Here is a 25,870-nt window from a genome sequence, read left to right on the forward strand (position 1 = left end):
GCGGGGCCGGGAGCCCGGTGACTCCCGTCCGTCCGCCGTGCCACGGGACACGCGCGGCTCAGGAGGCCGGCGGCGGCCCCTCCGACCGGGTGGGGGTGGTGGGGCCGGCCGACGCCGTACCGCCTGTGGCGTCCGGGTGCACGAACCGGTCCATCGCGTCCTTGGCCTTGCCCGTCCCCGTCTGGATCTTGTCGCTGTACTTGCCCTTGGTCTTCTCGTCGACGACCCGCGCGGCCTTGTCCATGCCGTGCTGGAGCTTGTCGATCTTGTCCTCGTGCTGCTGCGCGAGGTGAGAGGCCTTGTCCTTGGCCGGGGCGAGCTTGGCCTTCAAATTCTCCAAAAGACCCATGGTCCACCTTCCCTCGCGGGCCGTTATGTGCGGGCGCTCTCGCCGGCCTCGTTGTCGGCGGCCTCCCTCGCGGACTGCTGCTGGGGGATCTCGGTGCTCTCGGCGGCGGCGGCCGAGGCGTCGCGCTCGGGCTCCGGCTCCGAACGTGTCCCCGGACCGGCGCCTGCTCCGCTGCCGTCGTCCTTGTCGGCCACCGCCGCGTCCGCCACCGGGTCCGCCGCCGCGTCCGCCGCCGAGTCCTCCGCCGCTGTCGCCTCGGCCGCCTCCTCCGCCGTGCTCTCCGCCGCCGGTTCGGCCGGCTCGACACCGGTCGTCACCTCGGCGGCCGGCTCCTCGGTCGTCTTCGGCTTCTTCCCGAGGAGCCATGCAAAAACGCCCATATCCACTCCATACGTTACTCGTGCGAGCGAAATCCCGCGTGAACCGGTGCGTCCGTCGGTGCCACCCCGGTCTCCGCCACTCGTGGGCGGCGGGAACCTCGCAACGGGCAACGAAGCCCGGACACGGACCGTCACGTAACTCGTTCGAGACCCGCCTCGGAGGTTTGCGAGACTGGTGCAGTGAGCAGCGCACCCTCGGCCCCCCGTGTCATCGCCGTCGTCGGCCCCACCGCGGCCGGAAAATCCGACCTCGGCGTCTTCCTGGCCCAACGGCTCGGCGGGGAGGTCGTCAACGCCGACTCGATGCAGCTGTACCGGGGGATGGACATCGGCACCGCCAAGCTGACGCCCGAGGAGCGCGCCGGCGTCCCGCACCACCTCCTCGACATATGGGACGTGACCGTCACCGCCTCCGTCGCCGAGTACCAGCGGCTCGCCCGCGCCCGCATCGACGCCCTGCTCGCCGAGGGCCGCTGGCCGATCCTGGTCGGCGGCAGCGGTCTGTACGTCCGCGGCGCCGTCGACAACCTGGAGTTCCCCGGTACCGACCCCGAGGTCCGGGCCCGCCTGGAGGAGGAACTCGTCCTGCGCGGCTCCGGCGCGCTGCACGCCCGGCTGTCCGCCGCCGACCCCGAGGCCGGGCGCGCCATCCTGCCCAGCAACGGCCGCCGCGTCGTCCGCGCCCTGGAGGTGATCGAGATCACCGGCCGTCCCTTCACGGCCAACCTGCCGGGCCACGACTCGGTGTACGACACCGTTCAGATCGGCGTCGACGTGACCCGCCCCGAACTCGACGAGCGCATCGCGCTGCGCGTCGACCGGATGTGGGAGGCCGGCCTCGTGGACGAGGTGCGCGCACTGGAGGCGCACGGGCTGCGCGAGGGCCGCACGGCGTCGCGCGCCCTCGGCTACCAGCAGATCCTGGCGGCGCTAGCCGGGGAGTGCACGGAAGCGGAAGCCCGTGCCGAGACCGTCCGTGCCACCAAACGCTTCGCGCGCCGTCAGGATTCATGGTTCAGGCGCGACCCGCGGGTGCACTGGTTGAGTGGGGCCGCCGAGGACCGCGAGGAACTTCCGCGGCTGGCCCTGGCGTTGGTCGAACGACCGGTCACAGCCTGATCACGTCATGGCATCGGGATGCGCCACCGGTCATCCGGGCCTCCGGCGCCGTGCCATCATCGAGCTTCGATCGCAAGTGGAGTCCTAGGTTGGGAGGGCGCGTGGCGATGGAGGCCGGCCCTCGCGACACCGCACAAGACACCGAACATGTCGCAGTCGGGCCCAGTGAGACCGAAGAGGCCGAGGACAGGCTGAGCTCGGACGGCCCGGACGACACGGTGGGCGGCGGTGTCACCGCCGACGGCCCCGAGCCGGAGGAGATGTTCGCGGGCGGCCCCGAGGTGGAGGTCGAACTCCGCCCGCAGCGCCGCCTGCGCCTGTGGCAGCTGGCCCCCATCGTGGGCCTGGCCGCGGTCGGCTCCCTGATGTTCGCCTTCCCGCTCGCCTTCGACTTCGGCGACAGTGGCGCGGTGATCGCGATGCTGGGCCTGTTGATCTGCTTCTGCGCGGCCGGCTGGGGCATGACGGCCGCCCGCAGGGTCGGCTACACCTGGCCGGGCGTCCCGGCGAGGGGCTCGGGCCGCAGGCCGGACTGGCGCGTGGTGATCGGTTACGCGGTGCTGGTGGCGATCGTGGTCGTCCTGGCCGTCTGGCGCGTGGCGCGCCTGCGCTGAGAAAGGCCTCTCGCCGGCGGCGCCCAGCCCCCACCGACCCGCGTCCGGGATGCCACGCACCCCTCCCTTACCCTCGAAGAATGAGCATCCCCTTCCTCAAGGGCCACGGCACCGAGAACGACTTCGTGATCGTCCCGGACCCGGACAACGCCCTCGACCTCGGCCCGGCCGCCGTCGCCGCTCTCTGCGACCGTCGCGCCGGCATCGGCGCCGACGGCGTGCTGCACGTCGTACGGTCCGCCGCGCACCCCGAGGCCAGGGGGATGGCCGCCGACGCCGAGTGGTTCATGGACTACCGCAACAGTGACGGCTCGATCGCCGAGATGTGCGGCAACGGCGTCCGCGTCTTCGCCCGCTACCTCCAGCAGGCCGGCCACGTCACCGAGGGAGACCTCGCCGTCGCCACCCGTGGCGGCGTCAAGACCGTCCACATCGACAAGGCCGGTGACGTCACCGTCGGCATGGGCCGTGCCCGCCTCCCGGAGGGTGACGTCACCGTCTCCGTCGGCGACCGCTCCTGGCCCGCGCTGAACGTGAACATGGGCAACCCGCACGCCGTCGCCTTCGTCGCGGACCTCGCCGACGCCGGCGACCTGTACACCCCGCCCCCCTTCAGCCCGCCGTCGGCCTACCCCGAAGGGGTCAACGTCGAGTTCGTCGTGGACCGCGGCCCCCGCCACGTCGCGATGCGCGTCCACGAGCGCGGCTCCGGCGAGACCCGCTCCTGCGGCACCGGCGCCTGCGCGGTCGCCGTCGCCGCCATCCGCCGCGACGGCGCCGACCCGGCCGTCAGCGGCACCCCGGCGACGTACACCGTGGATCTGCCCGGCGGACGGCTCGTCATCACCGAACGACCCGACGGAGAGATCGAGATGACAGGCCCCGCCGTGATCGTGGCCGAGGGCGAGATCGACGCCGACTGGCTGGAAAACGTCCTCCGTTGAGGCGGCCTGACGTCATGAACCGTGGTCCGGGCCGCTGTGCGACACCCGGATCCACGGCAGCCGTCGCCCACGTGGCGAAAAACGTCGGCCACCCGCCGAACAGGTGGCGCAAAATCGTAAACCTCGAAATCGTCGCTCGATGGGGTGATCCGTTTCACGCTCGCCGGGAGCCGGTCAATCGGGCGCGATGGGCTCGGTAGCATCAAGCACCGGCACGGACGGGGGGACGTCGCCCATCCCTGAGCCACGTATGCCCTGGGGCCCCGTCCGCCGGTCCACGAGCCGGAGGTGCCCATGAGTGCGGAGGCCACGAACCCTGCGACGCCCGGTCCTGTCGTGCCCACGGTGGCCCGCAGGAAGGCCCGCCCTCGGATCGACCTGCGTCGACTCGGTCTGGCCGCGTTGCTCGGCAATGCCGCCCGCGGCAGACTGCCGGACGCCATCGGCCATGTCGCCGAGGCGCACCGCGCCCACTACCCCGACGCCGATCTCGAACCACTGCGCCGCGCCTACGTCCTGGCCGAGTCCTCGCACCGCGGCCAGATGCGCAAGAGCGGCGAGCCGTACATCACGCACCCGCTCGCGGTCACCCTGATCCTCGCCGAACTCGGCGCCGAGACCACGACCCTGACGGCCTCTCTGCTCCACGACACCGTCGAGGACACCGAGGTGACGCTCGACCAGGTCGGGGAGGAGTTCGGCGCGGAGGTCCGCTACCTGGTCGACGGGGTGACGAAACTCGAGAAGGTCGACTACGGGGCCGCCGCCGAGCCCGAGACGTTCCGGAAGATGCTCGTCGCCACCGGCAGCGACGTCCGGGTGATGTCGATCAAGCTCGCCGACCGGCTGCACAACATGCGCACCCTCGGCGTGATGCGCCGCGAGAAACAGGAACGCATCGCCAAGGTCACGCGGGACGTCCTCATCCCGCTCGCCGAGCGGCTCGGCGTGCAGGCGCTGAAGACCGAACTGGAGGACCTGGTCTTCGCGATCCTGCACCCCGAGGAGTACGAGCACACCCGCGAGCTGATCGCGGCGAACGCGGCCCGCGCGGAGGACCCCCTCGCGGACATCGCCGACGAGGTGCGCGGAGTGCTGCGCGAGGCCGACATCCCGGCCGAGGTCCTCATCCGCCCCCGGCACTTCGTCTCCGTCCACCGGGTCAGCCGCAAGCGCGGCGAACTGCGCGGCTGCGACTTCGGCCGGCTGCTGGTGCTGGTCAACGAGGACGCGGACTGTTACGCCGTCCTCGGTGAACTGCACACCTGTCTGACCCCGGTGGTCTCGGAGTTCAAGGACTTCATCGCCGTACCCAAGTTCAACCTGTACCAGTCGCTGCACACGGCGGTCGCCCGTGCCGACGGCCAGGTGGCCGAGGTCCTCATCCGCACCCACCAGATGCACAAGGTCGCCGAGGCCGGCGTGGTCGCCCTCGGCAACCCCTACGCGCAGGCCGCCGAGGCGCCCGCGGCGGACACCGCGGACGACGCGGCCGACGGCGAGCGCGCCGACCCCACCCGTCCGGGCTGGCTCTCCCGGCTCCTCGACTGGCAGAAGGCCGCGCCCGACACCGACACCTTCTGGTCCACCCTGCGTGAGGACCTCGCCCAGGACCGCGAGATCACCGTCTTCCGCCCCGACGGCGGCACCCTCGGCCTCCCCGAGGGTGCCACCTGCGTCGACGCCGCGTACGCCCAGTACGGCGAGGACGCCCACGCCTGCATCGGCGCCCGTGTCAACGGCCGGCTCGCGACCCTCAGCACGGTCCTGAGAGACGGCGACACCGTCCAGCTCCTGATGGGCCAGGACCCGGCCTCCGAGCCCTCCCGGGAATGGCTCGAGCACGCCCACACACCCGCCGCCCGCATCGCCATCCAGCGCTGGATCGCCACCCACCCGGCGACCGCCGCGGAGGAACCACCGGTCCCCGTCCCCAGCCGCCCCGCCCCCGAACCCCAGGCACCCGCCCCCCGCACCGCAAGCGCCGTGGTCGCCGACCGCCCCGACGCGACCGTACGGCTGGCCGGCTGCTGCACCCCCGTGCCCCCCGACGAGGTCACCGGTTTCGCGGTACGCGGGGGAGTGGTCACCGTGCACCGCGTGGAATGCGCCGCGGTGGCCCACATGAAGGGCACCGGACGCCCGGAGATGGCCGTGAGCTGGGGCGACAGCGCCGGCTGCCGGGTCACCCTGGTCGCCGAATCGTTCGGCCGCCCCCATCTGCTCGCCGACCTCACCGAGGCGATGGCCCAGGAGGGCGCCGAGATCGTCTCGGCGACCGTGGAACCGCCCAGCCAGCAGCGCGTCCGCCACACCTACACGGTCGAGCTCCCCGACGCGGCCCATCTGCCGGACCTGATGCGCGCGATGCGCAACGTACCCGGCGTGTACGACGTGGGCCGCGCGCAACACCAGTGACGGTCGGCCGCGCGCCTCACCGGTCACGTGCCCGGCGGGTCGGTGTGGGCCGGTGAAGTACTCGTTCGGGTGGTTTGGTCGCGAGTCGTCACGGTGAACCGGGGCCACGCTGGTAGCGGTGGTCCATGCCGCTCACCCTCCGCACCGGTCCGCTGCCGCGCCGTAGCCGTCCGTCCCGGCCCCGGCGGGCCGCCGCCCTCCTCGCCTCCGCCGTCTCCGTCGCCCTGCTGGGCGCGAGCGCACCGCCGGTCCCGCTGGGCCTCGGCGACCGGCTCTTCCCCTACCTCGGCAACCCCGGGTACGACGTGGCGTCGTACGACCTCTCCTTCACCTACTCCGGCCGCAACGACAAGCCGCTCCAGGCCGTCACCACCATCGACGCCGTCACCACCGCCGACCTGGACCGGGTCAACCTCGACTTCGCGCACGGCAAGGTCGAGTCCGTGGAGGTCGACGGTCGGCCCGCCGACTACGCGAGCGCCGGTGAGGACCTGGTCGTCACCCCCGACCGGCCGCTGCGGAAGGGCAGCTGGGCCAGGATCACGGTGCGGCACACCAGCGACCCGGTGCCCGCCAAGGACCAGGACGGCGGCTGGGTGCGCACCTCCGACGGGCTCGCCATGGCCAACCAGGCGGACGCCGCCCACCTGGTCTTCCCGTGCAACGACCACCCGTCCGACAAGGCGATGTTCACCTTCCACGTGACCGCCCCGGACGACTACACGGTCGTCGCCAACGGACTGCCCACCGAGGCCGCCCGGACCGGCGGCCGGACCACCTGGACCTACCGCACCCAGCACCCCATGGCCACCGAGCTGGCCCAGGTCTCCATCGGCCACTCCGCCGTCCTGCACCGCAAGGGGCCGCACGGACTGCCGGTCCGGGACGTCGTCCCCAGCGCCGACACCAAGAAACTCGAACCCTGGCTGGCCCGGACGCCGGACCAGATCGCCTGGCTGGAGAGCAAGGTCGGCACGTTCCCGTTCGAGACGTACGGCGTGCTCATGGCACAGGCCACCACAGGGTTCGAGCTGGAGACCCAGACCCTCTCGCTGTTCGAGAAGAACCTGTTCACCCAGCCGGCGTACCCCAAGTGGTACATCGAGTCGATCATGGTCCACGAGCTCTCGCACCAGTGGTTCGGCGACAGCGTCAGCCCGCGCGTGTGGTCGGACGTCTGGCTGAACGAGGGCCACGCCACCTGGTACGAGGAGCTGTACGCGGAGGAGAAGAGCCACCACCCCATGATCGACCGCATGAAGGCGGCCTACGGTGAATCCGACGCCTGGCGCGCCTCCGGCGGACCGCCCGCCCGGCCCAAGGCCCCCGCACCGGGTCAGAAGATCAGCATCTTCCGGCCGAACATCTACGACGGAGCGGCCCTCATCCTCTACGCCCTGCGCCAGGAGATCGGCAAACCCGCCTTCGAGCGCCTGGAGCGGATCTGGGTACAGCGCCACCGGGACGGCGACGCCGGCACCGCCGACTTCGTCCGACTGGCGTCCGCGGTCGCCGGCCGCGACCTCACCGGCTTCCTCGACCCCTGGCTGTACGGCGAGAAGACCCCGCCGATGCCCGGTCACCCGGACTGGAAGCAGCAACCGGCCAAGCAGGCCCCGCGCAAGCAGGCGCACAAGTGACGGCCGGGCGGCCCCGGGAATAACACGGTGCCGAGGCGACGCGTGCCGTGCGACCATCATGGGGTCGGCACGGCACGGGTCAGCGGGAATCTCCCCGGGTACTCGTACGTTGAACAGTCATCGCACTGACAACGGCCGACTAAGGCATTCCATCGACACAAAGGACCCAATGACCTCCTCTTCTTCCCCTTCCCAGGACACCAGGCGCCTCGCGCAGGACTACCCCGACGGTCTTCGGGCCGATGCCCTGATGGAAGAGGACGTCGCCTGGAGCCACGAGATCGACGGAGAGCGGGACGGCGACCAGTTCGACCGCTCCGAGCGCGCGGCCCTGCGCCGTGTCGCCGGCCTCTCCACCGAGCTCGAGGACGTCACCGAGGTCGAGTACCGGCAGCTCCGCCTGGAGCGGGTGGTACTGGTCGGGGTGTGGACCTCGGGCACCGCACAGGACGCGGACAACTCCCTCGCGGAGCTGGCCGCCCTCGCCGAGACGGCGGGCGCGCTGGTGCTCGACGGCGTCATCCAGCGCCGCGACAAGCCCGACGCGGCCACCTACATCGGCTCCGGCAAGGCCCTGGAGCTGCGCGACATCGTCCTCGAATCCGGCGCTGACACGGTCATCTGCGACGGTGAGCTGAGCCCCGGCCAGCTGATCCAGCTGGAGGACGTCGTCAAGGTCAAGGTCATCGACCGGACCGCCCTCATCCTGGACATCTTCGCCCAGCACGCCAAGTCCCGCGAGGGCAAGGCGCAGGTCGCGCTCGCGCAGATGCAGTACATGCTGCCGCGGCTGCGAGGCTGGGGTCAGTCGCTGTCCCGGCAGATGGGTGGCGGTCGCGGCGGCCTGGCCACGCGTGGTCCCGGTGAGACCAAGATCGAGACGGACCGGCGGCGGATCCGAGAGAAGATGGCGAAGATGCGCCGGGAGATCGCGGAGATGAAGACCGGCCGCGAGATCAAGCGCCAGGAGCGCCGCCGCAACAAGGTGCCGTCCGTCGCCATCGCGGGCTACACCAACGCCGGCAAGTCCTCCCTGCTCAACCGCCTCACGGGCGCCGGTGTCCTGGTCGAGAACGCCCTGTTCGCGACCCTGGACCCGACGGTCCGGCGGGCCGAGACCCCCGGCGGCCGCCTCTACACCCTGGCGGACACGGTCGGATTCGTCCGCCACCTGCCCCACCACCTGGTCGAGGCCTTCCGTTCCACCATGGAGGAGGTCGGCGACTCCGACCTGATCCTGCACGTGGTCGACGGCTCGCACCCGGCGCCGGAGGAGCAGCTGGCCGCCGTGCGCGAGGTGATCAGGGACGTCGGCGCCACCGACGTCCCGGAGATCGTCGTGATCAACAAGGCGGACGCGGCGGACCCCCTGGTCCTGCAGCGCCTGCTCCGCGTCGAGAAGCGGTCCATCGCCGTCTCGGCCCGCACGGGCCAGGGCATCGACGAACTGCTCGCCCTTCTCGACAACGACCTGCCCCGCCCGTCGGTGGAGATCGAGGCCCTGGTCCCGTACACCCACGGCAAGCTGGTCGCCCGCGCGCACAACGAGGGCGAGGTCCTCTCGGAGGAGCACACCGCCGAGGGCACCCTCCTCAAGGTCCGCGTCCACGAGGAACTGGCAGCGGAACTCGCACCGTACGTTCCGTCACCGGTCGCATGACAGCTCGTAAGTGAAAGGGCCGCCCCCCTTTGTTCAGGGGGGCGGCCCTTTCACTTACCTGGGGGCGCGGGGAACGGCGATATCAGCCCCCTCACTGATCAGCGAACTCCTTGCTGACCGCCTCGTACACACCCTTCGCCACGGTCCCGAACCGCGGCCCGGCCAGCCACCCCGAACTCACCGGCCCGATGGACGTGTTGGACACCAGCGCCACCTTCCCGTCGGCACCCTTCTCCACCCAGCCACCGCCGGACGCCCCGCCGGTCATCGTGCACCCGATCCGGTACATCGTCGGCGCCGCGGCATCGATCGACAGCCGCCCCGGCCTGTCCGCGCACTGGTACAGCAACGACCCGTCGTACGGCTTGGCCGCCGGATACCCGGTGGCCGTGATGCTCGGCACCTTCGGGACGGCCGGCGCGTCGAAGTTCACCGCAAGCGCCGAGCCGACCGTCTCCTCGAGGGACTTGCCGCCACTGCCCTGCTCGGGAGTCACATGGATCACGGCGTAGTCGTACGACGCGCCCTGGCCGCCGGTCTCCCCGCCCTGGTCGATCCACTGCTGCGAGGTCCGCGCCCCGTCACCCCACCACACGCCGTACGGCGCGACCTCCGACCGGGTGGCCTTGGCCAGCGCCGCCCCGGTCAGACCCTTGTCGTTGTACGACGGCACGAACGCGATGTTGCGGTACCAGCCGCCCTTCTTACCGGCGTGCACACAGTGCCCCGCCGTCCACACCAGGTTGGACTTGCCCGGGTGCGCGGGGTCCTCGACGACCGTCGCCGAGCAGACCATCGTGCCCTCGGGGGAGTCGAAGAAGACCTTCCCGGCCGTGGCCGCCGCGGCGTGGTACGTCGGCCGCACCGCCGTCGCCCGGACCGGTGCCGGGGCCGGGTCGGTCACGCCCTGGTCACCGGAGAGGCCGTTGTCGTCGACGGCCTTGTGCTGGTCGGGGTCGTCGGCGTCCCGCATCCGGTCGGGGTTCCACAGGCCCTTGATGATGGGGTTGATGAAATCGTCGGCCTCGCGCAGCCAGTCCCGCCTGTCCCACTTCTTCCAGGCGCCGTTCTTCCACTTGTCGATGTCGATCCCGTGCTCTTTGAGCTTGTTCCTGATGTCCGCCGGGATCTTGATCTTGCCGTCGCCAGGGTCGGCCGTGGCGGACGCGGACGCCGGGCCGCCCGCGTGGTCGTCGCCCGAGCCGTTGCAGGCGGTGGCGGTGAGCGCCAGCGCCGAGGCGAGGGCGACGGCCGCCAGCGCCCGGGGCGTGCCCCCTCCCCGGCGAAGGACGGACGACGGCCGGATGGATCGCATGGTGGTGACTCCCCCTGTTGTCAAAGGACTTCAGCGCTCCACACTATGCGTTCGCTGTGAAGGCCCACCCCCGGCCGGGCAACGGTTTCGCTACGGCCTCACCAGCGGGGCAACCGCAGTTCGCAGCCGGGGTCGACGTGGCGCACGCAACCCGTGTCGTCGCGGGTGCGCACAGCCGACTCCAGATACCGCCGGTGCGGGCGGCCGAGGGCCTCGTGGCCGAGCTCCGCACGGGCCCGGGCCGGAGGGGATGCGGACCTCACCGTCCTCGAACTCCATCACGCCGGCCCGGATCACGTCCGGTGCGGACCCCCGGGATTCGGGAACTATCTCGCGTCGACCCGTAACCCGCCGGACGGCCCGGGGTTGTAGCGGTGGGGGTCCGGCTGTCTGTGCCCGGCGCCCGCCGGACAACTCGCCTCTGGACAGCGGGAGGACAGCGAGCCGTGGCCATGACCGAGTCGGTGACCAGGGAGACGTTCGGGGGAGCGCGGGCAGCGCACGAGGGGATTCTCACGCGCCAGTCGGCGCGAGAATCGCGGGCCCGTACCTATGCGCGCGCCCTGCCCATCGTGCCGGTCCGGGCGCGCGGACTGACCATCGAGGGCGCCGACGGCCGCCGTTACCTGGACTGCCTCTCCGGTGCCGGTACCCTCGCCCTCGGCCACAACCACCCCGTCGTGCTCGAGGCGATCCGCAAGGTACTCGACTCCGGCGCCCCGCTCTCCGTCCTAGACCTGGCGACCCCGGTCAAGGACGCGTTCGTCACCGAACTCTTCCGCACCCTGCCACCCGGCCTTGCCGACCGCGCCCGCGTCCAGTTCTGCGGACCCGCCGGTACGGACGCCGTGGAGGCCGCCCTCAAACTGGTGCGCACCGCGACCGGGCGCACCGGCGTACTCGCCTTCACCGGCGCCTACCACGGGATGACCGCCGGTGCTCTGGCCGCCTCCGGCGGAGCCGGTGACGTCCGGGTCGCCCGGCTGCCCTATCCGCAGGACTACCGCTGCCCGTTCGGTGTCGGCGGCCCACGCGGCGCCGAACTCGCCGCCCGCTGGACCGAGTCGTTGCTCGACGACCCCAAGTCCGGCGTCCCACTGCCCGCCGGCATGATCCTCGAACCCGTCCAGGGCGAGGGTGGGGTGCATCCCGCACCGGACGACTGGCTGCGCCGGATGCGCCGACTCACCGCCGACCGGTCCATCCCCCTCATCGCGGACGAGATCCAGACCGGTGTGGGCCGGACCGGCGCCTTCTGGGCCGTCGAGCACAGCGGAGTCACTCCCGACGTGATGGTCCTCTCCAAGGCCATCGGCGGCAGTCTCCCCCTCGCGGTCGTCGTCTACCGCGACGACCTCGACGTCTGGGAGCCCGGCGCCCACGCCGGCACCTTCCGTGGCAACCAACTCGCCATGGCCGCCGGTGCGGCCACCCTCGCCCACGTCCGCGAGAACGCCCTCGCCGACCGGGCCCGCCTGCTCGGCACCCGCATGCTCACCCGACTGCGCGGACTCCAGGACGACTTCGCGTGCGTGGGCGAGGTGCGGGGGCGGGGCCTGATGATCGGGGTGGAAATGGTGGATCCGGAGGCGGAGCGGAGCCCGGGGCAGGGGAAGCCCACCGGCTCCGCCGACACGACCGGGAGCCGGGACGGCAGGCCCGCGGGCCCGGACAGCGGTGCGACCGGCGGGCGGGACGGTGACGCCGGACCCGGGCCGCACCCCGCCGCCCCGGTTCTGGCCGCCGCCGTCCAGCGGGCCTGTCTGGAACGGGGCCTGATCGTCGAACTCGGCGGCCGCCACGCCGGTGTCGTACGACTCCTTCCGCCGCTGACCATCACCGACGAGCAAGCCGAGGCCGTACTGGACCGGCTCGCCGACGCCGTGGCCGCGGTGGCCCGCGACCCCTCCGGCCGACGCGGCGTCCGACCGGACCAGGAGAGCGTCCGAAAGGACTAGGAGAACCAGGCAGAGACCGGGAACCCCTGCCCGTCGAACGGCCGGACACCTGCCGACCCGGCCCCGCCCGAAACCCCACACCATCCGCACCTCCTCGTCCTGGCCGTCTCTGCCGTCAGGACCCAGGACGGCGAACCAGCACCGCCCGAGCCCGAGGAACCCCTTGAACGCCACCCCCTATCCCGACGAGCCCGGAGACCAAGGCCCCCAGGGACGCCCCGTTCCGCTCGCCGAGTCGGTCCCCCCGCAACGCGGCCGCGCCTCCCAGGCCGAGCGGCCGCACGGCGATCCCGGGGACCCCCTCGAACACCCCGACCCGTACACCGCGGCCCAGGCCGCCGCCGTGGACAACCTGCTGCGCTGCTGGACGCGCGAGACCGGCCTCCCCGCCCCGGACACCGGCATCCTCCGCATCCCGCTGCCCGCCAGCGGTTCGGCCCTGGTCACCCCGGTCCGCCACTGGTCCCCGACCGGCTGGCACCGCTTCGGCCCGCCCCGGCTGGCCGGCGCCCCCGACTCCGCCCCGCCCGTGGACGCGGTCACCCTCGCCGCCCTGCTCGCCCGCGAGACGGCCTGGACAGCGGCGCGCACGGCTGACCGAACCCACGACAACCCCGCCCGAGCCACCGGTGCCGCCGACACTGGCACGCCCTGTGTCGCCGACACCGGCACGCCCCGTGTCGCCGACGCCGACAAGCCCCGTGTCGCCGACGCCGACAGGCCCCGTCCCGCCGAAAGCGCGCCCGTCACCCAGGCCGCTCCCGCCGCCCCTGCCGACGACCTGGTGGCCCGGGTCGCCGACTCCCTGCGTCGCACGGCCCTCTTCATCGCCGACCGGCGAGCCCACCCCGCCGACGGCCCCGACCGCTTCCTCGCCGCCGAGCAGGCGCTCCTCCTCGGCCACCCGCTGCACCCGACCCCGAAGAGCCGCGGGGGCCTGACCGAATCCGAAACCCGCCTCTACTCACCGGAGCTGCGCGGCTCCTTCCCCCTGCACTGGATGACCGTCCACTCCTCGCTGCTCGCCACCGACTCGGCCTGGACCGAACGCGGCCGACCCGTCCCCGCGCCGCATCTCATGGAACGCCTCGCCGGGACGCCCCTGCCGCTGCCCGAAGGCCATGCCGCCGCGTTGCCCCTGCATCCCTGGCAGGCCCGCGAGGTCCGCCACCGCGAGGAGACCGCCGCCCTTCTCGACGCCGGACTGCTCCACGACCTGGGCCCCCTCGGCGTCCCCTGGCATCCCACCTCCTCCGTACGAACCGTCCACCGCACCGGCGCCGCCGCCATGCTCAAGCTGTCCCTCGGTCTGCGCATCACCAACTCCCGTCGCGAGAACCTCCGCAAGGAACTCCACCGGGGCGTGGAGGTGCACCGTCTGCTGCGCACCGGCCTCGGCAAGCAGTGGCAGGCCGCCCATCCCGGGTTCGACATCGTGCGCGACCCCGCCTGGCTCGCCGTCGACGGCCGGGACGGCCGGCCCGTGTCCGGCCTCGACGTGATGATCCGGCACAACCCGTTCACCCCGACCGACGACGTGTCCTGCGTCGCCGGACTGGTCGCCCCACGCCCCCATGACGCCCTACGCCCCTCCGACGCCCCACGCCCCCACGGCACACCGGCCGCGGACGGCAGGCCGCCCCGGCCGTTCCGCTCACGGTTGGCCCGAGTGGTCGCCCGGCTCGCCGTACGCACCGGCCGGCCCGTCGGCGCCGTCAGTGCCGAGTGGTTCCTGCGCTACCTGGAACAGGTCGTCCGCCCGCTGCTCTGGCTCGACGGCGAGGCCGGCATCGCCCTGGAGGCGCACCAGCAGAACACCCTGCTCCTGCTGGACTCCGACGGCTGGCCCGTCGGCGGCCGCTACCGCGACAACCAGGGCTACTACTTCCGCGAGTCACGGCGGGCCGACCTGGACGCCCGACTGCCCGGCATCGGTGAGCACAGCGACACCTTCGTCTCCGACGAGACCACCGACGAGCGTTTCGCCTACTACCTCGGCATCAACAACGTGTGCGGTCTCATCGGAGCGTTCGGCTCGCAGCAACTCGCCGACGAACGTCTGCTGCTCGCCGCGTTCCGCCGTTTCCTCACCGACACGGCCGCCGGACCCACCCGACCGCACAGCTCCCTGCCCGGCCGCCTGCTCGACTCACCCGTCCTGCGTTGCAAGGCCAACCTGCTGACCCGGCTGTACGGCCTCGACGAACTCGTCGGCCCGGTCGACACCCAGTCCGTCTACGTCACCATCGCCAACCCCCTCCACTCCTGACTCGCCCGATCACACCGGCACTCCCACCTACCCGCCGACCACCGCCCTTCGTTCACCGACCGAGGAACATGACCCACCTCGTCTTCTGAGAGGAGCGCACCGTGCCTCCCACCGACGCGAGCGCCGACGCAGGCCCCGTACCGGTCCATCCCGGCCGCCCCTGCCACCCCGGCCGCTCCGGACCCGCCGAGATCACCGGGGACTGCGAGGACACCCTGGACCTCCGGCTGCCCGCCGGACTCCGCGCCCTCTTCGCCGGGAAGCCGGCCGACCGGCCGGTCCCGGGACCTGTCGACGCGCCGGACCTGCTCGACCACGTGGGTGCCTGGGGCCCGACCCCGACCCCGGTCGGCTCCTTCCAGCTGGTGCCGGCGCAGGTGGAACGGGACCTGCCGGTCATCAGCCGCTGGATGGACGACCCCGCAGTGGCCAGGTTCTGGCAGTTGGCCGGCTCACCGACGCGGACGGAGGAACACCTGCGCGGCCAACTCGCCGGTGACGGACGCAGCGTGCCGTGTCTGGGCCTGCTGGACGGCACCCCCATGAGCTACTGGGAGATCTACCGGGCCGACCTCGACCCGCTCGCCCGCCGTTATCCGGCCCGCCCGCACGACACCGGATTGCACCTGCTCATCGGCGATGTCGCCGACCGGGGAAAGGGACTGGGCTCCGCCCTGCTGAGAGCCGTGGCCGATCTCGTACTCGATCACCGCCCCGCCTGCGCGCGGGTCGTCGCGGAACCTGATCTTCACAACACCCCCTCCGTGGCCGCCTTCCTCAACGCGGGCTACCGCTACGCAGCCGAGGTCGACCTGCCTGCCAAACGGGCCGCCCTCATGATCCGGGACCGGTCCCTACGTCATCTGATGTAGCGCTGAGTGATTGCGTGGACACATGTAGTACGAAGCGGCGGCCGATCGAGTTCCCGGCCGCCCGAAGAAAATCGACAGCGGCCCGAACTCCGGCCCGTCCGCTCTCCGTCCGGCCCGTCCGCTCTCCGTCCGGCCCGTCCGTTGAGGAGTCCTCGGCGTGCTCGCACCCCTCGCACCCGTCTTGACCGCCCGATTGTCAGCGCAGGGCCGTAGGGTGGTCGCGCTATGACGAAGCCCTCACTCCCTGAACTCCTGCATGCCGCTGTCACAGCTGTCGGCGGCACGGAGCGCCCCGGCCAGGTGACCATGGCCGAATCGGTCGCCGAAGCGATCGACGACGGATCCCATCTGCTGGTCCAGGCCGGCACCGGCACCGGAAAGTCGCTCGGCTATCTGGTGCCCGCGCTCGCCCACGGGGAGCGGGTCGTCGTGGCGACGGCGACGCTCGCCCTGCAGAGACAGCTGGTGGAGCGGGATCTGCCACGGACCGTCGACGCCCTGCACCCGCTGCTGCGCCGCCGCCCGGAGTTCGCGATGCTCAAGGGCCGGTCGAACTACCTGTGTCTGCACCGGCTGCACGAAGGACTGCCGCAGGACGAGGAAGAGGGCCTTTTCGACCAGTTCGAGGCGGCCGCCCCGACCGGCAGGCTGGGTCAGGACCTGCTGCGGCTGCGGGATTGGGCCGACGAGACCGAGAGCGGTGACCGCGACGATCTGACGCCGGGTGTCTCCGACAAGGCATGGGCGCAGGTCTCGGTCTCCTCGCGGGAGTGCCTCGGCGCGTCCAAGTGCGCCTACGGCGCCGAGTGCTTCGCCGAGATGGCCCGCGAGCGCGCCAAGCTCGCCGAGGTGGTCGTCACCAACCACGCCCTGCTGGCCATCGACGCCATCGAGGGCGCCCCCGTGCTCCCCCCGCACGAGGTGCTGATCGTGGACGAGGCGCACGAACTGGTCTCCCGGGTCACCGGTGTCGCCACCGGCGAACTCACCCCGGGCCAGGTCAACCGCGCGGTCCGGCGCTCCGCCAAGCTGGTCGACGAGAAGGCCGCCGACCAGCTCCAGACCGCCGCCGAGGGCTTCGAGCGGCTGATGGAGCTGGCCCTGCCGGGCCGTCTGGAGGAGATCCCGGAGGATCTCGGCTATGCCCTCGCGGCGCTTAGGGACGCGTCCCGCACGGTGATCTCCGCGATCGGCACGACCCGTGACAAGTCCGTCCAGGACGAGGACGCGGTCCGCAAGCAGGCGCTGGCGTCGGTGGAGAGCGTGCACGACGTGGCCGAGCGGATCGTGAACGGCTCCGAGTGGGACGTGGTCTGGTACGAACGCCACGACCGCTTCGGCGCCTCCCTCCGGGTCGCCCCGATGTCCGTCTCGGGTCTGCTCCGGGAGAAGCTCTTCGCGGACCGTTCGGTCACCCTCACCTCGGCGACCCTCAAGCTCGGCGGCGACTTCAACGGCGTGGGCGCCTCCCTCGGCCTCGCCCCCGAGGGCACCGAGGGGGAGGACTTCCCGCGCTGGAAGGGGGTGGATGTGGGCTCGCCCTTCGACTACCCGAAGCAGGGCATCCTCTACGTCGCCAAACACCTCGCCCGCCCCGCACGGGACGGCGACCGCGCCGACATGCTCGACGAACTCACCGAGCTGATCCAGGCCGCCGGCGGCCGCACCCTCGGCCTCTTCTCCTCGATGCGCGCCGCCCAGCAGGCCGCCGAGGAACTGCGCGTCCGGATCCCCGAGTTCCCGATACTTCTGCAGGGCGAGGAGACCCTGGGCGAGCTGATCAAGAACTTCGCGGCCGATCCCCGGACCTGTCTGTTCGGCACGCTGTCACTGTGGCAGGGCGTGGACGTCCCTGGTCCCAGCTGCCAGCTGGTCGTCATGGACAAGATCCCGTTCCCGCGCCCCGACGACCCCTTGATGAGCGCGCGCCAGAAGGCGGTGGAGGACGCCGGCGGCAACGGCTTCATGGCGGTCGCCGCCACCCATGCCGCGCTGCTGATGGCCCAGGGCGCCGGCCGGCTGGTGCGGGCGTCGGGGGACCGGGGCGTGGTCGCCGTACTCGATCAGCGGCTGGCGACCGCTCGGTACGGCAGCTATCTCAAGGCGTCACTGCCCGACTTCTGGTACACCACCGACCGTAACCAGGTCCGGAAGTCGCTGGCGGCGATCGACGCCTCGGCACGGCAGGCGGAGGGGGAGTGATCCCAGAGGTGGTTCCGTGACAGGACGGGACCACCCCTAGGTACGAGCAGGCGTGCGGTGGGGCGCCGGACAGTGCAGGACCCCGGAACCGGCGCAGGGGTCCCGGGGCCCGATCTGAGGGCGGGTGGCATGAGTGCCCGCCGCAGGCGTCACACGCGCCGCAGTACCGCGACGACCTTGCCGAGGATGGTCGCGTCGTCGCCGGGGATCGGCTCGTAGGCCGCGTTGTGGGGGAGGAGCCAGACATGGCCGTCCTCGCGCTTGAAGCGCTTGACCGTGGCCTCGCCGTCGAGCATGGCGGCGACGATGTCGCCGTTCTCGGCGACCGGCTGGCGGCGCACGGTCACCCAGTCGCCGTCGCAGATCGCGGCCTCGATCATGGAATCACCGACGACCTTGAGGACGAACAGCTCGCCGTCGCCGACCAGCTGCCGGGGGAGAGGGAAGACGTCCTCGACGGACTCCTCGGCGAGGATCGGCCCACCGGCGGCGATCCGGCCGACCAGCGGAACGTAGGACGCCGCGGGCTTGCCGGCGGTGTCCGTGGGCTGCACGGTCACGGCCTGGTCGGAGCCGCGTACCTCGTACGCGCGCGGGCGGTGCGGGTCCCGGCGCAGGAAGCCCTTGCGCTCCAGTGCCATCAGCTGGTGGGCCACCGAGGACGTGCTCGACAGGCCGACGGCCTGGCCGATCTCCCGCATCGACGGCGGGTAACCTCGTCGCTGCACCGAGTCCCGGATCACCTCGATCACCCGGCGTTGCCGGTCGGTGAGGCCCGAGCTGTCCGCCCGGATGCCTGGAGGTCGGCCCGGCAGGGAACGCTTGTGTCCCTCGGGATTCACGGCTTCGTTCATGGCGTGCACCGGGTCGATTCGGCCCTGGGAGCGGTCCTGGGCGGTGATGGTGGCACTGTCTGCGGTCGTGGTCACGTCGGCCCCTCTCGATGGTCTCCCTGCTGGACAACGGTAGTTGCTTTCGAAAGGTTGCGCCAAACACACGTTCGAGTGAAAAAACGCGGTTCATCGGACGCGATCACATGTCTGGGTGTATGGGTCATGCGGTGTCCGGCGGGCAAAAGGTTCATTGTTGTACTCTTCGCCGCCGGTGACGGCCTCGCGGGTGTGCCCAGTCTGCCATCAGTGCCGCCGCCGACCGGGACATCCGCCCCCATCTGCGCCGGAGTCGCACGCGACCTCCGTGCGGCGCTCACGGTATCTCCGAATCCGCCGTAGCGGTACGTGTGCGACACGCGCAACCTGGCGATGTATCAGCCAATCACCACATGTAGTGGTTGGATTGCGACCGCGGCCCACAAGTTGTGGTCCCCCGGGTCTCCGGTCTCTCTGAGATCGCCTATGCTTGGGGCTGCTTCGCGGGACCCATGAGGTCCAGCGAGGCTGTCGAGTCTGCTGTGAGGAGGGTTGGAGATCATGCACTGCCCCTTCTGCAGGCACCCCGACAGCCGGGTCGTCGACAGTCGTACGACCGACGACGGCACGTCGATCCGCAGGCGCCGCCAGTGCCCTGACTGCTCCCGTCGTTTCACGACCGTGGAGACGTGCTCGCTCATGGTGGTGAAGCGTTCCGGAGTCACCGAGCCATTCAGCCGTACCAAGGTCATCAACGGTGTGCGCAAGGCGTGCCAGGGGCGACCTGTCACCGAGGACGCGCTCGCCCAGCTCGGCCAACGGGTCGAGGAGGCGGTGCGGGCCACCGGAAGCGCCGAGCTGACCACCCACGACGTGGGGCTGGCCATACTCGGCCCGTTGCAGGAACTCGACCTGGTCGCCTTCCTGCGATTCGCCTCCGTCTACCGGGCATTCGACACGCTCGAGGACTTCGAGGCCGCGATCGCGGAACTCAGGCGGGCGGCGCAGGACCCGGTCGCGGACGACGAAGGCGCGGCAGCGGGGAGCCAGGAGGACGATCACGGGCAGGGCGGGACCGCTCGGGTGCCCGCGCCCGTGCGCATCGCCGACTGACGGGCGGACCGGAACCGGTCGGAGGACCCGGATCCGGTTGTCGGACGGCGATCCAGGACTTGTCGCGGGGGCGGCTCAGCGTGCCCGCGACGCGGAAACAGAACAGTGTGCCACGGGAACATCGTGGCATTTCAGGGCGTTTTAGCCCGTACAGGGAGGCGGCATGACAGAGACGGCGAGCGGTCCGGCACGGAGTTCCCGCGCGAAGGGGACGAAGGCCACCAAGGGACTGCGTATCGAGCGCATCCACACCACTCCCGGCGTGCACCCGTACGACGAGGTGAGCTGGGAGCGCCGTGACGTCGTCATGACCAACTGGCGCGACGGCTCGGTCAACTTCGAGCAGCGTGGCGTCGAGTTCCCCGACTTCTGGTCGTTGAACGCGGTCAACATCGTCACCAGCAAGTACTTCCGCGGTGCCGTCGGCACCCCGCAGCGCGAGACCAGCCTCAGGCAGCTGATCGACCGCATCGTGAAGACCTACCGGAAGGCCGGCGAGGACCACAAGTACTTCGCCACCCCCGACGACGCCGAGATCTTCGAGCACGAGCTGGCGTACGCCCTCCTGCACCAGATCTTCAGCTTCAACAGCCCCGTGTGGTTCAACGTGGGCACCCCGCAGCCCCAGCAGGTCTCCGCCTGCTTCATCCTGTCCGTCGACGACTCCATGGAGTCGATCCTCGACTGGTACAAGGAAGAGGGCATGATCTTCAAGGGCGGCTCCGGCGCCGGCCTCAACCTCTCCCGCATCCGTTCCTCCAAGGAACTCCTCTCCTCCGGCGGCAACGCCTCCGGACCGGTCTCCTTCATGCGCGGCGCCGACGCCTCCGCCGGAACCATCAAGTCGGGCGGCGCCACCCGCCGCGCCGCCAAGATGGTCATCCTCGACGTCGACCACCCCGACATCGAGGACTTCATCGAGACCAAGGTCAAGGAGGAGGAGAAGATCCGCGCCCTCCGTGACGCGGGCTTCGACATGGACCTGGGCGGCGACGACATCACGTCCGTCCAGTACCAGAACGCCAACAACTCGGTCCGCGTGAACGACGAGTTCATGAGGGCTGTCGAGCAGGGCGGCCAGTTCGGACTGCGCGGCCGGATGACCGGAGAGGTCATCGAGGAGGTCCAGGCCAAGAGCCTGTTCCGGAAGATGGCCGAGGCCGCCTGGGCCTGCGCCGACCCGGGCATCCAGTACGACGACACCATCAACCACTGGCACACCTGCCCGGAATCCGGCCGGATCAACGGCTCGAACCCCTGCAGCGAGTACATGCACCTGGACAACACGTCCTGCAACCTCGCCTCGCTGAACCTGATGAAGTTCCTGAAGGACGACGGCAAGGGCAACCAGTCCTTCGACGTCGAGCGCTTCAGCAAGGTCGTCGAGCTCGTCATCACCGCGATGGACATCTCCATCTGCTTCGCGGACTTCCCGACCCAGAAGATCGGCGAGAACACCCGCGCCTTCCGCCAGCTCGGCATCGGCTACGCCAACCTCGGCGCCCTGCTGATGGCGACCGGCCACGCCTACGACTCCGAAGGCGGCCGTGCGCTGGCCGGTGCCATCACCTCCCTGATGACCGGTACCGCGTACAAGCGCTCCGCGGAGCTCGCCGCGGTCGTCGGCCCGTACGACGGCTACGCCCGCAACGCCGACGCCCACAACCGCGTCATGCAGCAGCACGCCGACGCCAACACCGTGGCCGTCCGCATGGACGACCTGGACACCCCGGTCTGGGCCGCCGCCACGGAGGCCTGGCAGGACGTGGTGCGCCTCGGCGAGAAGAACGGTTTCCGTAACTCCCAGGCGTCCGTCCTCGCGCCGACCGGCACCATCGGTCTCGCCATGTCCTGCGACACCACCGGGGTCGAGCCCGACCTCGCCCTGGTCAAGTTCAAGAAGCTGGTCGGCGGCGGCTCGATGCAGATCGTCAACGGCACGGTCCCGCAGGCCCTGCGCCGCCTGGGCTACCAGGAGGAGCAGATCGAGGCGATCGTCGCCCACATCGCCGAGCACGGCAACGTGATCGACGCCCCCGGTCTCAAGCACGAGCACTACGAGGTCTTCGACTGCGCCATGGGCGAGCGCGCCATCTCCCCGATGGGCCACGTCCGCATGATGGCCGCGATCCAGCCGTGGATCTCCGGTGCCATCTCCAAGACGGTCAACATGCCGGAGTCGGCGACCGTCGAGGAGGTCGAGGAGATCTACTTCGAGGCCTGGAAGCTCGGCGTCAAGGCGCTCGCGATCTACCGCGACAACTGCAAGGTCGGCCAGCCGCTCTCCGCCAAGACCAAGGAGAAGGAGAAGGAGGAGGTCGCCGAGAAGGCCGAGGCGACCATCCGCGAGACGGTCGAGAAGGTCATCGAGTACCGCCCGGTCCGCAAGCGCCTCCCGAAGGGTCGTCCCGGCATCACCACGTCCTTCACCGTCGGCGGCGCCGAGGGCTACATGACGGCCAACTCCTACCCGGACGACGGCCTGGGCGAGGTCTTCCTGAAGATGTCCAAGCAGGGTTCCACCCTCGCGGGCATGATGGACGCCTTCTCCATCGCGGTCTCCGTCGGTCTGCAGTACGGCGTGCCGCTGGAGACCTACGTCTCGAAGTTCACCAACATGCGCTTCGAGCCGGCCGGCATGACGGACGACCCGGACGTGCGGATGGCGCAGTCGATCGTCGACTACATCTTCCGCCGCCTGGCGTTGGACTTCCTGCCCTTCGAGACGCGCTCGGCGCTCGGCATCCACTCCGCCGAGGAGCGTCAGCGTCACCTGGAGACCGGTTCGTACGAGCCGTCCATCGAGGACGACGAGGTCGACGTCGAGGGCCTGGCCCAGTCGGCGCCGCGCGCCCAGGAGCTGAAGGCCGTCGCCTCCCCGCGGCCCCAGGCGGCCAAGCCCGCACCGCAGCAGGCCCACACCAGCGCCGAACTGGTGGAGATGCAGCTGGGCATCCAGGCCGACGCCCCGCTCTGCTTCTCCTGCGGTACGAAGATGCAGCGGGCCGGCTCCTGCTACATCTGCGAGGGCTGCGGCTCGACCAGCGGCTGCAGCTGACGGGTCGATGAAGTGAGATGAGGGGCGTCGGCCACGGCCGACGCCCCTCACCGTTCACCGTCTTCCACTTCCGTCGTCAGGCACGCCCCAGCCCGCCCATGGCGCGGGCGAAGACCTCCGGGTCGTCGTCGAAGCCGTGCAGGCCGGGCCGGAAGCCCCAGTCACCGGACTCGTCGCGCACGAACTCCGCGACCGCGGCGGCCGTGGACCCGAGGACCGAGCCGAAGTCGTCCTCGGCCAGCACGGTGTATCCCTCGCGGACCCGCACGGCCGGGTTCAGGACGTTGACGAACGTCCGGTGCGCCGACCGCTGCTGGATGACCACTCCGACGACCACGCGCGCGTACCGGTCGGCGAGCCGGTCGAGTTCGAGCGTCATCACCTCGTCCCAGCCGAAGCCCCTGCCGTCCTGGCTGTCGCGGTTGAGGAAGATGGTGCCGTCCGGCGACCGGCTGTCGAAGTGCACCAGATAGGCCGGAGTTCCGTACGGATCCGCCGCCGTGAACGTCCCGGCCACGACGTCGAGATCGGTGGGCGGCTGCCCGGACGGGCTGGGATCCCACTTCACCGCGACCTCGACCTTGCGGATCGCCTTGCTGAAACCGCTCACCACGCGTCCCCTTCCCCCTAGAGGTCCACTTCCCCAACTGATGCTCTGCCAAGGCTCTTTGTCCATCGTGCCACGCGCGCGGGGGCGCATGCGCGGGTGATCTCAGCCGGAGCGTGACCGACGCCACGCTCCATGGCCTTACGATGGCGCGGTGCTGGTCAAGTGGATTCGCTGCACCGTGGTGGACCGCCGGGGCTTCGAGCGGGGGCAGCGGAAATGGGCGGGGCTTCCGGGGGAGCCGGGATTTCGGGGACAGGGCGGGGGCTGGAGTCGGCAGCGTCCCGGAGTGGCGCACACCTTCGCCTTCTGGGAGAGCCGTGCCTTCTACGACTCCTTCATGGCGCGTTCGCACGACCGTCTGGCCGCGTCCCAGGTCGGTACGTACAAGGATCAGCGGGTCAAGTTGTTCGAGTACCGGTTCGACGTGAAGACCGGCTTCGAACCGCGGTTCACGGACGCCGACCTGATCCGGGTGGCGCTCTGCCGGGTGCACGAGGAGCGGGTGGAGCATTTCACCCTGATGCAGGAGAAGGTCTGGAACCCGGCGATGGCCGGTTCCCCCGGCATGATCCGCGGCATGTTCGCGGAGGCCCCCGCCCACGAGTTCATGGTCCTTTCGATGTGGCGGTCGGCCGCCGAACACGGCAAGTACCGCACCGAACGGGTGGAGCGGCTGGCGCTGCGTGCCCAGACGGAGGCCGACATCGCGGACCTCACGGGCGACATCGTGGAGCTCGAACCGAGCTGGATCGTTTGAATATCCAACCCCTGAATGGTGTGACCTGCGCCGTATGGGGCCCATTCGAGTGCTCGACTTCGCGTCACTCGATCTAGGGTTTTGGCATGGCACGACCACGGCGCATCGTCCTTGTCCGGCACGGCGAGTCAACCGGCAATGTCGACGACTCCGTGTACGAGCGCGAACCCGACCACGCGCTGGCCCTGACCGACCGGGGCCGGCGACAGGCGGAGCAGACCGGCAAACGCATCCGGGAGATCTTCGGCCGGGAGCGCGTCAGCGTATACGTCTCCCCCTACCGCCGTACCCACGAGACCCTCCGCGCCTTCCAGCTGGACCCGGATCTCATACGCGTGCGCGAGGAGCCCCGGCTGCGCGAGCAGGACTGGGGAAACTGGCAGGACCGCGACGACGTACGCCTGCAGAAGACGTACCGGGACGCGTACGGGCACTTCTTCTTCCGCTTCCCGCAGGGCGAGTCCGGAGCCGACGTGTACGACCGGGTCGGCGGCTTCCTGGAGAGCCTGTTCCGCAGCTTCGAGGCGCCGGACCACCCGCCCAACGTGCTCCTCGTGACCCACGGGCTGGCGATGCGGCTGTTCTGCATGCGCTGGTTCCACTGGACGGTCGCGGACTTCGAGTCGCTCTCCAATCCCGGGAACGCCGAGATGCGGATGCTCGTTCTCGGAGACGACGGCAAGTACACCCTGGACCAGCCGTTCGACCGCTGGCGGGACCCGGAACCCCACTGGATGAGCGGCTAGGCTGGCCGCGATGACCTCCTCCTTCGACTCCTCGACCCCAGGGCGCCTGGACCGCGCCCTGGCGGCCCTGCGCGGACTCGCCGTCGGCGACGCGCTCGGCTCACAGTTCTTCGTTCCGGCGAACTACCCGCTGCTCAAGCGGCGCGAGCTGCCACCCGACCCCTGGCATTGGACCGACGACACCGAGATGGCCGGCTCCGTCGTCGCGGTCCTGGCCGCCCACCACCGCATCGACCAGGACGCACTGGCCCACTCCTTCGCCGAGCACCACGACTTCGACCGGGGCTACGGCCCCGCCGTCAACCGGCTGCTCCGCCTGGTCAGGGAGGGCGGCGACTGGCGTGAACTGGCCGCCGCGCTCTTCAACGGCCAGGGATCATGGGGCAACGGCGCGGCGATGCGGATCGCGCCCCTGGGTGCCTGGTACGCGGACGACCCGGAGCAGGCCACCCACCAGGCCGAGATCTCGGCCTACCCCACGCACCAGCACCGCGAGGCGGTCGTGGGGGCCATGGCCGTGGCGGCGGCCGCCGCCCTCGCGGCCGCGCCCGACGGCCCGCCGAGCCCCGAGGCCCTCCTCGACGGTGTCATCTCGCTCATCCCCAGGAGCGCCGTCGGCCAGGGCCTGCGGCGCGCCCGCGACATGCTCGACTACGGCGACGCGGGCACCGTCGCGGCCGTCCTGGGCTGCGGACGGCGTACGACCGCCCATGACACCGTCCCCTTCGCCCTCTGGTCGGCGGCACGTGCCCTCGGCGACTACGAGACGGCCTTCTGGACGACCGCCCAGGTCGGCGGTGACGTGGACACCACCTGCGCCATCGTGGGCGGTGTACTGGCCGGCGCCCAGGCGGGCGCCCCGCCGACCGCCTGGGCGCAGCGGACGGAGCCGCTGCCGGGATGGGTGCCGACGGGAACGGGTCCTGCCACGGGCGGGTGACCGCCTCACCGGCACCCGGCCACCGTCCGTGCCGCCG

Annotated in this window: 21 protein-coding genes; 15 read left to right on the plus strand and 6 right to left on the minus strand. The window is 71.0% G+C overall.

Features of this window, described 5'->3' with window-relative positions; all coding sequences use genetic code 11:
- Nucleotides 1-58 precede the first annotated feature (58 nt).
- Together AB0958_RS26265 and AB0958_RS26270 are read right to left on the minus strand one after the other, a co-directional pair.
- The gene (locus tag AB0958_RS26265; RefSeq protein WP_366892907.1) at nt 59-349 is read right to left on the minus strand and encodes an antitoxin; all 291 of its coding nucleotides are present in this window, start codon (nt 347-349) and stop codon (nt 59-61) included.
- 23 nt (nt 350-372) lie between these two features.
- The gene (locus AB0958_RS26270) at nt 373-729 is read right to left on the minus strand and encodes a hypothetical protein (RefSeq protein WP_366892908.1); all 357 of its coding nucleotides are present in this window, start codon (nt 727-729) and stop codon (nt 373-375) included.
- A 180-nt stretch (nt 730-909) separates the two neighbouring features.
- Between AB0958_RS26270 and miaA the strand changes: the two genes are divergently transcribed.
- The 6 genes from miaA (at nt 910) to hflX (ending at nt 9,124) form a co-directional block, all read left to right on the plus strand.
- Nucleotides 910-1,848, plus strand: a complete 939-nt coding sequence (miaA, locus tag AB0958_RS26275; protein ID WP_366892909.1) for a tRNA (adenosine(37)-N6)-dimethylallyltransferase MiaA — start codon at nt 910-912, stop codon at nt 1,846-1,848.
- A 107-nt stretch (nt 1,849-1,955) separates the two neighbouring features.
- Nucleotides 1,956-2,462 (plus strand): hypothetical protein, encoded by a 507-nt coding sequence (locus AB0958_RS26280; protein WP_366892953.1) that lies wholly within the window; start codon nt 1,956-1,958, stop codon nt 2,460-2,462.
- Between the two features lie 80 nt (nt 2,463-2,542).
- Complete coding sequence (dapF, locus tag AB0958_RS26285) at nt 2,543-3,406, plus strand: diaminopimelate epimerase (RefSeq protein WP_366892910.1); 864 nt, start codon at nt 2,543-2,545, stop codon at nt 3,404-3,406.
- A gap of 294 nt (nt 3,407-3,700) precedes the next feature.
- A complete protein-coding gene (locus tag AB0958_RS26290) occupies nt 3,701-5,824 on the plus strand; it encodes an HD domain-containing protein (protein ID WP_366892911.1) in 2,124 nt (707 codons plus the stop codon).
- A gap of 125 nt (nt 5,825-5,949) precedes the next feature.
- Complete coding sequence (locus AB0958_RS26295; RefSeq protein ID WP_366892912.1) at nt 5,950-7,464, plus strand: M1 family metallopeptidase; 1,515 nt, start codon at nt 5,950-5,952, stop codon at nt 7,462-7,464.
- Between the two features lie 169 nt (nt 7,465-7,633).
- Complete coding sequence (hflX, locus tag AB0958_RS26300; RefSeq protein ID WP_366892913.1) at nt 7,634-9,124, plus strand: GTPase HflX; 1,491 nt, start codon at nt 7,634-7,636, stop codon at nt 9,122-9,124.
- A gap of 91 nt (nt 9,125-9,215) precedes the next feature.
- On the opposite strand, the gene AB0958_RS26305 is transcribed toward hflX, so the two are convergent.
- On the minus strand, nt 9,216-10,439 hold the full coding sequence (locus AB0958_RS26305; protein ID WP_366892914.1) for a hypothetical protein: 1,224 nt from the start codon (nt 10,437-10,439) through the stop codon (nt 9,216-9,218).
- 98 nt (nt 10,440-10,537) lie between these two features.
- Entirely contained in the window at nt 10,538-10,702 is a 165-nt protein-coding gene (locus AB0958_RS26310; RefSeq protein ID WP_366892915.1) for a hypothetical protein, read from the minus strand.
- A gap of 189 nt (nt 10,703-10,891) precedes the next feature.
- Here AB0958_RS26310 and AB0958_RS26315 point away from each other — a divergent pair, with 189 nt between their 5' ends.
- The 4 genes from AB0958_RS26315 to AB0958_RS26330 all read left to right on the plus strand — a co-directional run bounded on the left by AB0958_RS26315 (nt 10,892) and on the right by AB0958_RS26330 (nt 17,740).
- Nucleotides 10,892-12,397: a diaminobutyrate--2-oxoglutarate transaminase family protein gene (locus AB0958_RS26315; RefSeq protein WP_366892954.1), complete on the plus strand. Its 1,506-nt coding sequence runs from the start codon at nt 10,892-10,894 to the stop codon at nt 12,395-12,397.
- A 163-nt stretch (nt 12,398-12,560) separates the two neighbouring features.
- Complete coding sequence (locus AB0958_RS26320) at nt 12,561-14,666, plus strand: IucA/IucC family protein (RefSeq protein ID WP_366892916.1); 2,106 nt, start codon at nt 12,561-12,563, stop codon at nt 14,664-14,666.
- Nucleotides 14,667-14,767: 101 nt separating this feature from the next.
- The gene (locus AB0958_RS26325; protein ID WP_366892917.1) at nt 14,768-15,538 is read left to right on the plus strand and encodes a GNAT family N-acetyltransferase; all 771 of its coding nucleotides are present in this window, start codon (nt 14,768-14,770) and stop codon (nt 15,536-15,538) included.
- Between the two features lie 225 nt (nt 15,539-15,763).
- Nucleotides 15,764-17,740: an ATP-dependent DNA helicase gene (locus tag AB0958_RS26330; RefSeq protein WP_366892918.1), complete on the plus strand. Its 1,977-nt coding sequence runs from the start codon at nt 15,764-15,766 to the stop codon at nt 17,738-17,740.
- A 149-nt stretch (nt 17,741-17,889) separates the two neighbouring features.
- On the opposite strand, the gene lexA is transcribed toward AB0958_RS26330, so the two are convergent.
- Nucleotides 17,890-18,669, minus strand: a complete 780-nt coding sequence (lexA, locus tag AB0958_RS26335) for a transcriptional repressor LexA (protein WP_132893616.1) — start codon at nt 18,667-18,669, stop codon at nt 17,890-17,892.
- A 501-nt stretch (nt 18,670-19,170) separates the two neighbouring features.
- On the opposite strand from lexA, the gene nrdR reads away from it, so the two are divergent.
- The gene (nrdR, locus tag AB0958_RS26340) at nt 19,171-19,722 is read left to right on the plus strand and encodes a transcriptional regulator NrdR (protein WP_366892919.1); all 552 of its coding nucleotides are present in this window, start codon (nt 19,171-19,173) and stop codon (nt 19,720-19,722) included.
- A 163-nt stretch (nt 19,723-19,885) separates the two neighbouring features.
- Nucleotides 19,886-22,780, plus strand: coding sequence for a vitamin B12-dependent ribonucleotide reductase (locus tag AB0958_RS26345; protein ID WP_366892920.1), 2,895 nt, complete (start codon nt 19,886-19,888; stop codon nt 22,778-22,780).
- Nucleotides 22,781-22,856: 76 nt separating this feature from the next.
- On the opposite strand, the gene AB0958_RS26350 is transcribed toward AB0958_RS26345, so the two are convergent.
- Nucleotides 22,857-23,390, minus strand: coding sequence for a TerD family protein (locus AB0958_RS26350; RefSeq protein WP_366892921.1), 534 nt, complete (start codon nt 23,388-23,390; stop codon nt 22,857-22,859).
- A 151-nt stretch (nt 23,391-23,541) separates the two neighbouring features.
- Between AB0958_RS26350 and AB0958_RS26355 the strand changes: the two genes are divergently transcribed.
- The 3 genes from AB0958_RS26355 (at nt 23,542) to AB0958_RS26365 (ending at nt 25,833) form a co-directional block, all read left to right on the plus strand.
- Nucleotides 23,542-24,147, plus strand: a complete 606-nt coding sequence (locus AB0958_RS26355) for a YdbC family protein (protein ID WP_366892922.1) — start codon at nt 23,542-23,544, stop codon at nt 24,145-24,147.
- A gap of 86 nt (nt 24,148-24,233) precedes the next feature.
- Nucleotides 24,234-24,893, plus strand: coding sequence for a histidine phosphatase family protein (locus AB0958_RS26360; RefSeq protein WP_366892923.1), 660 nt, complete (start codon nt 24,234-24,236; stop codon nt 24,891-24,893).
- Nucleotides 24,894-24,903: 10 nt separating this feature from the next.
- Nucleotides 24,904-25,833: an ADP-ribosylglycohydrolase family protein gene (locus AB0958_RS26365; RefSeq protein WP_366892924.1), complete on the plus strand. Its 930-nt coding sequence runs from the start codon at nt 24,904-24,906 to the stop codon at nt 25,831-25,833.
- Nucleotides 25,834-25,870: the final 37 nt, after the last annotated feature.

The sequence above is a fragment of the Streptomyces sp. NPDC006655 genome (genome assembly GCF_040703965.1).
Lineage (GTDB): Bacteria > Actinomycetota > Actinomycetes > Streptomycetales > Streptomycetaceae > Streptomyces.